This is a genomic window from Curtobacterium sp. VKM Ac-1393 (assembly GCF_015350995.1).
Lineage (GTDB): Bacteria > Actinomycetota > Actinomycetes > Actinomycetales > Microbacteriaceae > Curtobacterium.
The window spans coordinates 403465-417062 of sequence record NZ_JADKRW010000001.1; the positions used below are offsets into that span (position 1 = coordinate 403465).

At 70.8% G+C, this 13598-nt stretch carries 12 protein-coding genes; 7 read left to right on the top strand and 5 right to left on the bottom strand.

The window, feature by feature from the left end:
- Positions 1-9: 9 nt before the first annotated feature.
- Complete coding sequence (locus tag ITJ59_RS01875; protein ID WP_194649441.1) at positions 10-1203, top strand: NAD(P)/FAD-dependent oxidoreductase; 1194 nt, start codon at positions 10-12, stop codon at positions 1201-1203.
- 99 nt (positions 1204-1302) lie between these two features.
- Here the strand turns inward: ITJ59_RS01875 and ITJ59_RS01880 are convergent, their stop codons facing one another.
- From ITJ59_RS01880 to ITJ59_RS01895, 4 genes are all read right to left on the bottom strand, one after another.
- Positions 1303-2382, bottom strand: coding sequence for an alpha/beta fold hydrolase (locus ITJ59_RS01880; protein ID WP_194649442.1), 1080 nt, complete (start codon positions 2380-2382; stop codon positions 1303-1305).
- 149 nt (positions 2383-2531) lie between these two features.
- Positions 2532-3365, bottom strand: a complete 834-nt coding sequence (locus ITJ59_RS01885; protein WP_194649443.1) for a DUF1206 domain-containing protein — start codon at positions 3363-3365, stop codon at positions 2532-2534.
- 120 nt (positions 3366-3485) lie between these two features.
- Complete coding sequence (locus ITJ59_RS01890) at positions 3486-4652, bottom strand: RtcB family protein (protein WP_194649444.1); 1167 nt, start codon at positions 4650-4652, stop codon at positions 3486-3488.
- Positions 4653-5151: 499 nt separating this feature from the next.
- Complete coding sequence (locus tag ITJ59_RS01895; protein ID WP_194649445.1) at positions 5152-5652, bottom strand: MarR family winged helix-turn-helix transcriptional regulator; 501 nt, start codon at positions 5650-5652, stop codon at positions 5152-5154.
- A gap of 63 nt (positions 5653-5715) precedes the next feature.
- Here ITJ59_RS01895 and ITJ59_RS01900 point away from each other — a divergent pair, with 63 nt between their 5' ends.
- The 4 genes from ITJ59_RS01900 (at position 5716) to ITJ59_RS01915 (ending at position 9635) form a co-directional block, all read left to right on the top strand.
- Positions 5716-6243, top strand: a complete 528-nt coding sequence (locus tag ITJ59_RS01900) for a phenolic acid decarboxylase (RefSeq protein ID WP_228510752.1) — start codon at positions 5716-5718, stop codon at positions 6241-6243.
- Positions 6243-7040 carry an alpha/beta hydrolase gene (locus tag ITJ59_RS01905; RefSeq protein WP_194649446.1) on the top strand — a complete coding sequence of 266 codons (798 nt, stop codon included), beginning with the start codon at positions 6243-6245 and terminating at the stop codon, positions 7038-7040. The genes ITJ59_RS01900 and ITJ59_RS01905 overlap by 1 nt, the downstream gene beginning before the upstream one ends.
- A 149-nt stretch (positions 7041-7189) precedes the next feature.
- Complete coding sequence (locus ITJ59_RS01910; protein WP_194649447.1) at positions 7190-9019, top strand: glycoside hydrolase family 15 protein; 1830 nt, start codon at positions 7190-7192, stop codon at positions 9017-9019.
- Positions 9020-9032: 13 nt separating this feature from the next.
- A complete protein-coding gene (locus ITJ59_RS01915) occupies positions 9033-9635 on the top strand; it encodes a DUF1992 domain-containing protein (protein ID WP_194649448.1) in 603 nt (200 codons plus the stop codon).
- A 76-nt stretch (positions 9636-9711) separates the two neighbouring features.
- On the opposite strand, the gene ITJ59_RS01920 is transcribed toward ITJ59_RS01915, so the two are convergent.
- Positions 9712-10389 carry a hypothetical protein gene (locus ITJ59_RS01920; protein ID WP_194649449.1) on the bottom strand — a complete coding sequence of 226 codons (678 nt, stop codon included), beginning with the start codon at positions 10387-10389 and terminating at the stop codon, positions 9712-9714.
- A 160-nt stretch (positions 10390-10549) separates the two neighbouring features.
- Here ITJ59_RS01920 and ITJ59_RS01925 point away from each other — a divergent pair, with 160 nt between their 5' ends.
- Complete coding sequence (locus ITJ59_RS01925) at positions 10550-12946, top strand: phosphoketolase (RefSeq protein WP_194649450.1); 2397 nt, start codon at positions 10550-10552, stop codon at positions 12944-12946.
- 424 nt (positions 12947-13370) lie between these two features.
- Positions 13371-13586: a hypothetical protein gene (locus ITJ59_RS01930; protein ID WP_194649451.1), complete on the top strand. Its 216-nt coding sequence runs from the start codon at positions 13371-13373 to the stop codon at positions 13584-13586.
- Positions 13587-13598: the final 12 nt, after the last annotated feature.

Consider the following 13598-nt stretch of genomic DNA (forward strand, 5'->3'; position numbering starts at 1 on the left):
GGAGGCCCCGTGACCGACTACCGCTACCTCATCATCGGCGGCGGGATGGTCGCCGACGCCGCAGCACGCGGCATCCGCGAGCTCGACGCCGACGGCACGATCGGCATCCTCAGCGAGGACGTCGACCGGCCCTACGCCCGTCCGGCCCTGTCGAAGAAACTGTGGACCGACCCGGACTTCAGCTGGGACGAGAAGGTCGACCTGCACACCGAGGAGACCGGCGCGACATTCGTGCTCGGCACCGCGGTGACGGCCATCGACCGTACCGCCAAGACGGTGACCACCGCCGACGGCCAGACCCACGGCTACGAGCGGCTGCTCATCGCCACCGGTGGGAAGCCCCGCGGGCTGCCCGGGCTCGACCCCTCGGACCGCGTGCTCGACTACCGCAGCGCCGACGACTACCGGAAGCTCCGCGAGCTCGCCGACGCCGGGGCCCACGTGGTCGTCGTCGGCGGCGGGTACATCGGCCAGGAGATCACCGCCGGGGTGGTGCAGAGCGGCGCCCGCGTCACCTTCGTCGACCCGGACGAGGTCGTGGGCGGTCGGATGTTCCCGGACGACCTCGCTCGCGCCTTCCAGCAGCGCTTCGTCGACGCCGGCGTGGACCTGCGGCTCGGCCGCCGGGTCGAGTCCGGCACGCAGACGACCGACGGGGTCACGCTCACCCTCGACGACGGCACGGTCCTCGAGGCCGACGCCGTGGTCGCCGGACTCGGCATCGAGCCCTCCACCCAGCTGGCCGCCGACGCCGGACTCACCGTGCGCGACGGCATCGTCGTCTCGTCGACCCTGCTCACGGACGACGACTCGGTCTTCGCTGCCGGCGACGTCGCCGAGTACCCGGACCGGATCCTCGGGACCCGGCGGGTCGAGCACGTCGACAACGCACAGCAGCAGGGACGGCAGGCCGGCCGCAACCTGGCCGATGCCGACGAGACCTACGACCACACACCGATGTTCTACTCCGACGTCTTCGACATGGGGTACGAAGCGGTGGGGCAGGTCTCCACGAAGCTCCGCACCGTCGAGGACTGGCAGGACCCCACCGTCACGGGCGTCGTCTACTACCTGGACGACGACGACACGGTACGCGGCGTGCTGCTCTGGAACGTGTGGGACAAGACCGACGAGGCCCGCAAGGTCCTCGCCGAGGCGAACTCCCTGACGTCGGACATGCTGCCGGGCCGCATCACGGCCTGACCGGGCCGCGGGGCGCCCTGGACGCGACCGACCGGGAGGCCCGGTGCCGGTTCTCGGAACCGGCACCGGGCCTCCCGTACGTGCGTCCAGTGCGCGGTGTCAGTCCGTCTTGCGGGTCTCTGGTGCGACCGCGTCGACGACCGCCTGGCGGTCGGCCGGATCGACCGGCAGGTCGTCGCCGTCGGCCATGGCGACCGCGTGCGCGGACTTGGCGGCCTCGAGGGTCTCGTCGTCGTTCTTCGCCATGCCCAGCAGTTCGACGAACCGCGACTTCACGAGCATCCACGCCTCGCCCGGGCTCAGGCGCGACAGGTCGGACGCCGTCGAGTCGTCCCGCACCCGCTGCAGGGACCCGACCCCGCGGTCCGGCAGCCGGTGGTCGACGTGCGCCACCGCGAGCCGCGCGACCGCGTCGGCCTGGGCGTGCATGACGGAGTGGGCGCCGTCGACGACCTCGCGCAGGACGGCGTACGGGAACACCCGCGCGAGCCGGCGGATCCAGTCCCGCGGGACCATCGCATCGTGCTCACCGCGCACGATGAGGGTGCGCGCCTGCACGTGGGCCGCGCGCTCCTCGATCGGGAACGCGATCATCCGCGGCAGCACCTTCGAGAACCAGTGCCAGCCGCACAGCGCGTAGGCGGTGATGCCGTGCCACCGGACCGCCGACGGCTCGTGCAGGGTCGAGCGGAGGAACCGCCAGGCGGACTGCCGGGCCGTGCGCGCGTGCGAGTCCACGACCGGGCTGATGAGCACGAGGTCGGAGATGTCCGGGCGTCGGGCGGCCACCTCGGTCACGACCTGGGTCCCCATCGAGTGCCCGACCAACACCGGGTCGACCAGCCCGAGGTCGTCGATGACCTTCTCGACCGCGTCGGCGTACCGCTCGATCGAGACCTTCCCCCGGAACCGCGGGACCCCGGCGAAGCCCGGCAGGTCGAGGGCGTGGACCGGGCCGTTCTCGTTCAGGTGCGGGGCGAGCCGCTCGTAGTAGGTGGCCGCGATGCCGAGGCCGGCGACGAGCAGGAAGGCGCGCTCCCCGGGCTCGCCGATCGAACTGACGCGGACGTACGTGCCGTCCACGGCGACCCGGTCGACCTCGACGGTGACGTCGGCGTCCTCGGCCTTCGCCAGCTCGCCGCCCGGGTCCGGGGTGGCTGCCGTGTGCTCGTCGTTCACGTGGGTCTCCTCGGTTCTGGCGAGCGCCCACGATACCCGCCGTCGGGCCGGACGGAGGGGCGCACCGAGTTCACGGCCTGAGCGACACCTCACGGGCGCTCGGGCGCGTGCGGTGTCGCTGGGCGCGAAACTCCGCCGGCCAGCGTCGGTCAGAGGCGGGCGTAGCGCGCGCGGAAGAAGCTGTAGACGCCGAAGGCGAGGAACCCGATGCCGATCGCGACCAGGACGAACACGCCACCGGGCATCGAGCGCACCGCGTCGAACGCCGCGTCGAGGCCCGTCGCCTGGTCCGGGTCGCTGCGCAGTCCGGCCACGCCGATGAGCACGCCGACGATGACGACGGCGATGCCCTTGCCGACGTAGCCGACGATCCCGAGCACCGTGACCACGCGGTCCAGCTGACCCGACGGCCGCGTGATCTGCTTGCGGAACGACCGGCGGCAGCCGATCACCACGAGACCGATGCCGACGGCGACCGCGATCGCGCCGGCGAGGAGCAGCACGAACACGCCACCGGGCGTCGCGAGGGTCTTCGCCGCGGCACTCTGCGACGAGCTGCTGGAACTCGACCCGGCGCCGAGGGCGTACGACGCCGACGAGTACGCGATGATGCCGTAGACCACGGCCTTCGCGACGTCCTTCGCCCGGGCGAGCCACCCACGTGTGCTGTCCGACCGGCCGCCGACGACGGCCTCGACGATCAGCCGCACGGTGAGCGCGGCGGTGCCGATCGCGATGAGCCAGAGCAGGAAGACCCCGCCCGGCACGGCGGCGATCTGCTGCAGCGCCCCGGACTGGTCGGTCTCACCACCGGAGGACGCGTTGCCGATGCCGAGCAGGATCGCGAGGTACCCGATCAGCAGGTGGACGATGCCGCTGCCGACGAACCCGGCGCGAGCGGTCAGCTCGAACCACCGGCTGTCCGCCGCTCGTCGGACCTGTCGTCCGGTCTCCCGTGCTGCCTGCTCTGCTGTGTCACTCATCCGGTCAAGCGTGCCCGACGCGAGCCGGTCTGTCCGGGCCGCGCCGGGCGGTGGACGCTCACCGGCACCGGACGGGAGGCGCGGGGCGGGTCCGAACCGCGCCTCCCGTCCGCACCGTCATCAGTCACCCTTCACGTTGACGATCTGCCGGAGCGTGTGCCGGATCGACACGAGCTCCGACGCGTCCGCCATCACCTGGTCGATCGGCTTGTAGGCGGCCGGGATCTCATCGAGGAACGCGTCGGTGTCGCGGTACTCGATGCCGACCATCGCCTCGCGCAGCTGGTCGTGCGTGAACGTCCGCCGGGCGGCGCTCCGCGAGAACAGCCGGCCGGCACCGTGCGGCGACGACTCGAGCGACGGCTTGTTGCCGAGGCCCTCGACGACGTACGACGCCGTGCCCATCGACCCGGGGATCAGGCCGGCCTGGCCGGCCTTCGCCTGGATCGCACCCTTGCGCGACACCCACACGGACTTCCCCCAGTGCGTCTCGCGCTGCGTGAAGTTGTGGTGGCAGTTGATGCGCTCCTGCTCGTCGACCGGGGTCCCGACGACCTCGGACAGCTGCCGGACGACCCGGTCCATCATCTCCTCACGGTTGAGCAGGGCGAAGTGCTGTGCCCACCGCAGCTCGGCGATGTACCGGTCGAACTCGGGCGTGCCCTCGACCAGGTAGGCCAGGTCGGGATCCGCCAGCTGGATCCACCAGCGCTCCATCAGCCGCTTGGCGACCGTGATGTGGCGCTGCGCGATCTTGTTGCCGACGCCCCGCGATCCGGAGTGCAGGAAGAGCCAGACCCGGTCCTGCTCGTCGAGGGAGACCTCGATGAAGTGGTTGCCGGAGCCGAGCGTGCCGAGCTGGTTCCGCCAGCCGCCGTGCACCTGCGCGGGGTCGAAGCCGGCGGCCTCGGCCATCGCCTCGAGCTCCGCGATGCGGGGTGCGGCGGTCGCGACGACCTTCCGGTTCGAGGCACCCGCCGACAGCGGGACGGCGCGCTCGATCTGCTCGCGCAGCTCCTGCAGGTCGTCGGGCAGATCGGCCGTCGTGAACTGGGTCCGGACCGCGATCATGCCGCAGCCGATGTCGACGCCGACGGCTGCCGGCATGACCGCGCCGAGGGTCGGGATGACCGACCCGACGGTGGCGCCGAGGCCGAGGTGGGCGTCCGGCATCAGGGCCAGGTGCGGGAACACGAACGGCATCCGTGCGGTGGTGCGGGCCTGCTGCTCGGTGTTGTCCTCGAGCATCGAGGCCCAGCTGAGCAGCCGGTCGTTGATCTTCTCCATTGCTTCGTCTCGCTTTCTGGACGGTCGTCCGGACGGTCGTCCGGACGGTCGTCTGGACGGTCTTCGATGACGGTCCGGGACGGACGTGCGCCGTGCCTCTCGGTCGTCGCCGGGCGGGCGACCGGGAGAGGCAGCGATGACGAACGCCCCGGGCCGGGTGGGCACGGGGCGTCGTGGGACGTTCCGTGCCTACGCGGGATAGCGGAGGGACCGCTGCTGCTGCGGTTCGGGCAGCACGGCGATCGCGGCGAGCGTGAGCTCGACGCGGTGTTCGCTGTTGTGCACGGCGCGCATGCGCGGTCCTTCCGGTGTGCCCGGGGCGGGCGGTCCTGCCGACGGCCTTGGTGCCGCTGGCGTTCCTGCCGATGGGCAGGAGAGCGACAGTAGTGCGACACGCCCGGGGTGCACAAGTGCGACACGCCCGGGTTGCGCGGGTCCGGAGCGGACGTCGCACACGGGATCGTCCAGCCCGGCGAGAGGAGGTCGGCGCGCGTGCCGGTCAGGGCGCGGCGAGCCCCGCGCGCCCGTCTGGTGCCGCGCGCCCGTCGAGCCCGGCGCGCAGTCGTTCCAGCACCGGCATCGCATCGGCGAGCGCTTGCTGGTCGTCGTCGGACAGGGCCGCCATGGCATCGACGAGCACCCGCTCGGCAGAGGCGTCGTAGTCGGCCAGTCGACGTCGGGCGAGGTCGGTCAGCCCGACCTCGGTGCTCCGGCCGTCGCCGCGCGCCAGCCGTCGTTCGACCAAGCCGTCGCCCTCCATCGCAGCGACGAGGTTGCTCACCGTCGACCGGGCGAGCCCGAGGGACCGGCCGAGCACGGTGGGACTCGACCAGCCGTCCTCGTCGAGCCGTCGGAGCACCTCGATCTGCGCGTCGGGGATGTCGGGGAGGGCGACGGAACGTCGGGCTGTGGTGAGCAGCGTCCGTCGGAACGGACCGATCTCCGCGCTCAACCGCCGGGCCACCCGGCGCAGGTCGGGGTCGTCCGGTCGCTCGTCCACGTTCCCAGGCTAGTCATCAAAATTACGCTTGCAACAAACGCAGTTCGGTAGCAAACTCAAAACATGAACTCCAGCACCAGCGTCGAGCACCCCGTCCCCGAGCAGGACCTCTCCGGCATCGTCGGCCACCGCTTCGTGTACACGTACGCGAACGGCTGGCAGTACGAGATGTACGTCAAGAACGCGACCACCATCGACTACCGGATCCACTCCGGCATGGTCGGCGGTCGCTGGGTGAAGGACCAGCAGGTCGACCTCGTCGCGCTCACCGCCGGCGTCTACAAGGTGTCGTGGAACGAGCCGACGGGCACCAGCGTGGTCGTCACGGTCGTCCCCGACGAGCGCGTCCTGCACGGCACGATCTTCTTCCCGCGCTGGGTGGAGGAGGACGGCAGCAAGACGGTGCTCTTCCAGAACGACCACCTCGACCGCATGCGCGAGTACCGCGACCAGGGCCCCACCTACCCGATCTACGTCGTGCCCGAGTTCGCCCGCATCACCCTCTTCGAGCACGTCGGCGTGGACGACGAGTCCGTGGTCGACACCGCCCCCGACGACCTGCCAGCCGGTTTCGCGGACCGGACGAACTGATGCCCGCGTTCGTCCGGGTGACGCTCCGCCACCGCGGCCAGACACTCCACGGATGGCAACTCGGCGAGGTCGCTCCGCCCGATGGTGGCGGCGACGCGCCCGGAGCACCGGGACCCGCCCTGCTCGTCCACGGTTTCGGGAGCACCGACACCGGCGGCCAGCAGCTCTTCGTGCAGACCGCCCGCACGTTGGCCGAGCGCGGCGTCGGGGTCCGCTCCTACAGCCGACTCGGGCACGGCACCAGCGACGGGGACTTCACCGACATCACCATCAGTGACGAGGTCGACCAGGTCAGCTCCATGATCCGGACGCTCGCGACGGACGCGGGTCGGCCGGTGCACGTCGTGTCGCACAGCCTCGGCGCCGTCGAGTCGGCCATCGCCGCTTCGCGGGTGCCCGACCTCGTGGCGACCCTGACGCTGTGGTCCCCGGCAGGGGTCGTCGTGGACGACATCGCCAGGGACGACGAGATCCAGGGCCGACCGCTGGCCCCCGCCCGGGAACACGGCTGGTTCGACTTCGGCGGCATGGCGCTGGGTACCGCGTTCATCGACGAGGTGACTTCCGGCCTCGACGTGTACGCGTCGATCGCGGCCTACACGGGACCCGCCGAGGTCCTGCACGGCACCGCTGACCAGATCGTGCCGCTCGAGTACGGGCAGCGGTACGGCGATCTGCTCCCCGGTGCGACGTTCACCGCCGTCGAGGACGGCGACCACGGCTGGTCGTCCGTCCCGCTCCGACGGGTGCTGCTCGACCACCTCGTCGCCTTCGTCGCGGCGCCCGGCAGACGCTGACGGTCCGTCCGCCGACCTGCGCTGTCGGATCGGTCCGTCCGCCGACCTGCGCTGTCGGTTCGTCCACAGCCGGGAGGCGCGGTGCACGTCGTCCACAGCGGGGTACGTCCGCCTGATGGTCGGGCTCCGGGCCAGGGCAGGCTGGGTGCATGACGGAGCGCACGGAAGACACCCTCGACGCGGTCGACACCCATGCACGCACCGACGGGTACGCCCCGCTCCGCACCTACGGAGCGATCGGCGACGGCCGCACCGTCGCCCTGATCGCCCGCGACGGGCAGATCGACTGGCTGCCCATCCCCTCGATGGACTCACCGCCCGTGTTCGCGGGAATCCTCGACTCCGAGCACGGCGGCCACGTTGCCCTCCGGCCGGTGGACCGGTCGGCCGAGGTCAGTCGCGAGTACCTGCCCGGCACCAACGTCCTCGTCACCACGTGGACGACGACGACCGGCAGCTGCACCGTCACCGACGCCATGGTCACCGGTGTCGCCGGACGCCTGCCGTGGGCCGAGATCGCCCGTTGCGTCCAAGGGGTCAGCGGCACCGTCGACCTCGAGTGGGCGGTCGTGCCCGGCACGCTGTTGGGCACCGCCGAGCCGAAGCGCCTCGACACCGCGAACGGTGCCGTGATCGGGATCGACGGCGTCACCATCGCCATCGTCGAGCAGGGATTCGACCCGGCGCACGACGACGGCCCGCGCTTCTCCGGGCGGTTCACCACCGGCGACGACTCGAAGCACATCCTGACCATCGTCGGCACCCACGACGAACCGATCTTCATGCCGCGGCCGGAGAGCGCCCTCGCCGCGATGGACCGGACGATCGACAACTGGGCGACCTGGTCGGAGGAGTTCTCCTACGACGGCCCCTGGGCCGAAGCGGTGCAGCGCAGCGCCCTCGCCCTCAAGCTGCTCATCTTCTCGCCGACGGGCGCGATCGCTGCAGCGCCGACGACGAGCCTGCCCGAGGACCGCACCGGCGGCAAGAACTGGGACTACCGGTTCGCCTGGGTGCGCGACCTGTCGTACACGGTCCACGCGCTCACCCGCTTCGGCCTGCGCGAGGAGACGCACGCGGCGGTCTCGTGGGTGATGCGCACCATCGCCGAGCACGACGAGGACATGCCGATCTTCTACCAGCTCGACGGCACGAAGAGCGACGACGTCGAAGAGCGCGACGTGCCCGGCTGGAACGGCATCGGTCCGGTCACGGTGGGCAACCGGGCCGGCGACCAGCTGCAGCTCGGGGTCTGGGGGGACGTCTTCGAGATCCTCCGCCAGTACGTCGACGCCGGCAACGTCCTCGACCGCAAGACCGCCGCGGTCCTGCAGCGGCTCGCCGACGACGCCTGCCACCGGTGGGAGGAGCCGGACTCGGGCATGTGGGAGCTCGAGGACACCCAGCACTACGTCACGAGCAAGATCGGGTGCTGGCAGGCCCTCGACGCCGCGGTGGAGCTGCACGACGCCGGCATGATCGACGGGCCGCGTGCGAAGTGGGTCGAGAACCGCGAACTGATCAAGCAGTGGGTCGCGGAACACGGGTGGGACGAGGACCGCGGCCACTACGTGATGTTCCCGGGCTCGGACGCGCTCGACACGTCGATCCTGCTGCACGCGATGAGCGCCTTCGACCGGGGCCCTCGCATGGCGTCGACGATCCGAGCGATCGAGGAGCAGCTCCAGCGCGGCCCGCTGGTGTACCGCTACTCGGGCATCGAGGACGAGGAGTCCCCCTTCGTCGCGTGCTCGTTCTGGCTCGCCGCGGCGATGGCCTGCACGGGACGGGTCGACGACGCCCACCGGCTCATGGACGAGATGGTCGGTCAGGCGAACGACGTCGGGCTGTTCAGCGAGATGATCAGCGAGGACGGTTCCTTCATGGGCAACATCCCGCAGGGCCTCTCGCACCTGGCGCTGATCCAGGCTGCGCTCACGATCGAGGAACTGACTGGCGGGAACGACCACCCGGAGTGATCATGGAGGGGTCATGAACGACGTCGATGCACGGATGGACCGGCTCCGCAGGGCCGCTCGCTACCGGTACCAGCAGCTGGTCGACAGTGAGATCGAGCGGGGGTCCCTCGATCCGGACGAGGTGCGCGAGGAACGCCGGCTGCTGAAGGCTGCCGACGTCGCCGCCCACGCGCGGGCCCAGATCGAAGAGGCCGAGCGCCGTGGCGTCTTCGAGGGCAATCCGTACCACGGCAAGCCCTTGCCCGGGAACGACGGGCAGCACGACCCGGACTGGTGGATCCGCTCGAAGATCGAACGCGAGGACATCCGCGGCATCGCGCCGCCGGCTCTGGCGCTCCGGACCGAGGACGCCGAGCTCGACGATGCCCTCGACGCGCTGTCGACAGAGGCCGACGTCCGCGACGTCCTGGTGGACTTCAACGCACGCGTGAAGGAAGCCCGGCGGCAGCTGCTCGGCGGGCCGCCGGTGGTCACGCCGCTGCGGGACGTCGACGACGAGCTGGTCGCGTGGCGAGAGCGCCGGGAGGCCCGTCTCGCGTCCGCCGCAGCGGCTGCGGCTGCGCTGACGGCCGCGTCTGACGACCGTCGTCACCGGTGGTGGCGTCGCTGGCGCTGAACACGACGGAAGGGCCGTCCCGGTTGTCCGGGGCGGCCCTTCTCGTGTGGTGCGGTGGTGCGTGTGGTGCTGGGTGTTACTTGATCTGTGCGGTGATGGTGGCGGTGCCGACGAGGAGGCCGCGCTTGACGGCGTCGGTGCCGAAGGTCTTGTTCAGCAGGCCGGCTGCGTCTTCGGAGACGTGGACGGTGGTGCCGGTCAGGATGGCGTTGTCGCCCTCGAGCTGGAGGGGCTTGAGGGAACCGCCCCAGAGCTCGAACAGGTACGCGTTGGACGCGGCGACCTTGCCGTTGACCAGGACGTCACCGTAGAGCTTCGAGGAGCCCGGGTTGACGACGAAGTTCTCCAGCGTGACGGTGGTGTCGCCGGCCTTCAGGGTGAGGCCGGAGTCGTCGTGGTTGAGCAGGCCCTGCACGTAGGGCTTGTAGTTGCCGTCCGGCGACCAGTACGTGACCGATCCGGCGGTGATCGGGAACGACACCGACCCGTCAGCCAGGGTCGCGTCGCCGGAGACGCCGGGGGTGAGCTTCAGGGCGGTGAGGGCGTCGGTGAAGCCGGAGTCGAGCTTCACGGCGGTGGAACCGCCGAGGACCTCGGGGACCGAGGCGACGGGTGCGGGGATCTTCGACGACGACGACACCGTGTGGATCGCCGGGGTGCTTGCCTGGGCGGAGGAGATGCCGAACGCGGCACCGCCGAGGACGAGGGCGCCGGTCGTGGCGAGGGTGATGGAGGTCTTCAGGCTCTTGCGCATGGTGAACAATCCTTTGCTGAGTGGGAGCTGCAGACCGGCCGGGTGTGACCGGGAAGCGCCCTGGGCTTCTGCCCTGTGCAAGTCATTCGGCGCCCCTCGCCGATCGGTTTGGAACGTCTTTCCTGAGGTTCGCCGGGCACGGGTTTCGTAGCGTGGGGACATGGCTCCTGCACAGATCTCCACGACCGATCGACTCCGCGCGGTCGACGCCTGGTGGCGCGCCGCCAACTACCTGACGGTCGGGCAGATCTACCTGCTGGACAACCCACTGCTCAGCCGGCCGATCGAACCGGACGACATCAAGCCACGGCTGCTCGGCCACTGGGGCACGTCGCCGGCACTCAACCTCGTGTACGCGCACTGCAACGCCCTCATCGCCGAGACCGGACGGGAGTTCCTCTACGTCTGCGGACCCGGCCACGGCGGTCCGGCGATGAACGCCAACGCCTGGCTCGACGGCACCTGGGGCGAGCTGTACGCCGACGACGACCTGCAGCGGTTCTTCCGGCAGTTCTCGTTCCCCGGCGGGATCCCCTCGCACGCGGCGCCCGACACCCCGGGGTCGATCAACGAGGGCGGTGAGCTCGGCTACTCCCTCGCGCACGCCTACGGTGCAGCGCTCGACAACCCCGACCTCGTGGTCGCCTGCGTCGTCGGCGACGGCGAGGCCGAGACCGGGCCGCTCGCCGGGTCGTGGCAGGCACACACCTTCCTCGACCCCGTGTCCGACGGCGCGGTGCTGCCGATCCTCAACCTGAACGGGTGGAAGATCGCGAACCCCACGATCCTCGCCCGCATCCCCGGCGAGGACCTGACCGCGTACTTCCGCGGCCTCGGCTACGACCCCATCGTGGTGGACTCGAAGCGGGTCGACGACGATCCGTACGCAGTGCACGCGCTGTTCGACGGCGCACTGCGTCGGGCGCTCGCGTCGATCGACGACATCCAGGCGGCAGCCCGGGCGCAGGCCGAACGTGCGGCAGCCGGGCAACCCGCCGGCGCCGCCGACCTGCGTCCCCGCTGGCCGATGATCATCCTGCGCAGTCCGAAGGGGTGGACCGGGCCGAAGGAGGTCGACGGCCAGCGGATCGAGGGGACGTTCCGTGCGCACCAGGTGCCGCTGTCCGAGGTCCGCGAGAACCCCGGACACCGCGCCCAGCTCGAGGAGTGGATGCGGTCCTACCGACCCGACGAACTGTTCGACGCGGACGGCAGCCCCGTCGGCATCATGACGACCATCCGGCCGACGGGTGATGCGCGGATGAGTGCCACGCCCCACGCCAACGGTGGGCGCATCCGGACGCCCCTCGACCGGCCCGCGCTCGACGCGTACGGGGTCCCCGTGGGGTCGACCGCCTCGGCCACCGGCACGCTCGGACCGTGGCTCGCGGCGCTCATCACGCAGAACCCGTCGTCGTTCCGGCTGTTCGGCCCCGACGAGACGATCTCGAACAAGCTCGACGCCGTGTTCGACGTCACCTCGCGGGTGTGGCGTGCACAGCGCGCGGCCGGCGACGAGCACCTCGCCGCGCGGGGCCGCGTGACCGAAGTCCTGTCCGAGCACCTGCTCGAGGGCATGCTCGAGGGCTACGTCCTCTCCGGTCGGCACGGACTCCTGAACACGTACGAGGCGTTCGCGCACATCATCGACTCGATGGTCGGGCAGTACGCCAAGTGGCTCGAGTCCTCGACCGACATCGACTGGCGTGCGCCGGTGTCCAACCTGTCGATCCTGCTGTCGTCCCACGTCTGGCGGCAGGACCACAACGGGTTCTCCCACCAGGACCCGGGGTTCCTCGACGTCGTCGCGTCCAAGCAGCAGGACCTGGTCCGGATCAAGCTGCCGGCCGACGCGAACACCCTGCTCGCCGTCGCCGCGCACGCCTTCGAGACCACCGACCGCATCGAGGTGATCGTCGCCGGCAAGCACCCCGAGCCCGTCTTCCTGTCGCTCGAGGACGCCGTCGCCCACGCCGACGCCGGCCTCGGGGTGTGGGACTGGGCCGGCACCGAGCAGGCCGTCGGTCACGTCGACGTGGTCCTCGCCTGCGCTGGGGACGTGCCCACGGTCGAGGCCGTCGCCGCCGCGGACATCATCCGGAAGCACGCTCCCGGGGTCGGCGTCCGTGTCGTCAACGTCGTCGACCTGCTGTCGCTCGGAGATGCACGCAAGCACGAGCACCCGATCCCCGACGAGCAGTACGACGAGCTCTTCCTGCCCGGGACCCCGACGGTCTTCGCGTTCCACGGGTACCCGTCGCTCGTGCACCAGCTGACGTACCGCCGCAACGGGCACGACGACCTGCACGTGCACGGGTTCCTGGAGCAGGGCACGACGACGTCGCCGTTCGACATGCTCATGCGGAACGAGATGGACCGCTTCGCACTCGCGCACGACGCCCTGACGCGGGTCGATGCGGGGGCGCACGCCGAGTTGCTCGACCGGCTGACCGCTGCTCGGGACGCCGCGCGCGAGTACGCCTACTCGCGGGGCGAGGACCACGGGTCGGTCGACGGCTGGGAGTTCTCGGGCTGGCCGCAGGACGCGCCTGCCTGATCCCTCCTGCACAGACCGGGAGGCCCGGATCACCGTCCACATGACCGGTCACGCCCGCCGCGTGGCCGGTCCCGTGGCGTCAGGCTGGTCCGCATGGATGTCGCGGTGACGAGTGCGGTCGTGTCGGTGGTCGGTGCCCTCGTGGCCGTCGGCGCGTTGGTCGTGTCGGTCGTCGACGGGCGCGCTGGGCGGCGGAATACAGAGTTCTTGGGGCACCGGGATCTCTGGTGGCAGCGTTGGTCGTGGGTCGCCGACCGAGCGACCTCGGACGACGAGGACAGGCGCGCCGCAGCGGCCGTGATGTCTGCGGCACTGGTGAGCCGGAGCTGGACGACCGATGACGACACGTGGACGTCCACAGCCCTCGCCGGCTTCGAGGCAGCACGAGCGGAAGCCCGGACACAACAGGAAGGACTGGTCACAGATGATCTCGAGACTGACTGATGAAGAGTTCAAACGATGGCTCGACAACCGCGAGATGACGACACCACGGCTCCTCGCGAGCCCCCACTACGGTCCGCTCATGCGCGCCAAGGGCGCCGAAGAACAGCTCGAGCAGATGCGGATCGAGTGGCGCGAACGGCAGGAGCGCGCCCGTGCGCGGAAACTCAAGTACGAGGCGTCCTTCGGTGAGAGCTGAACCGATGCCCTG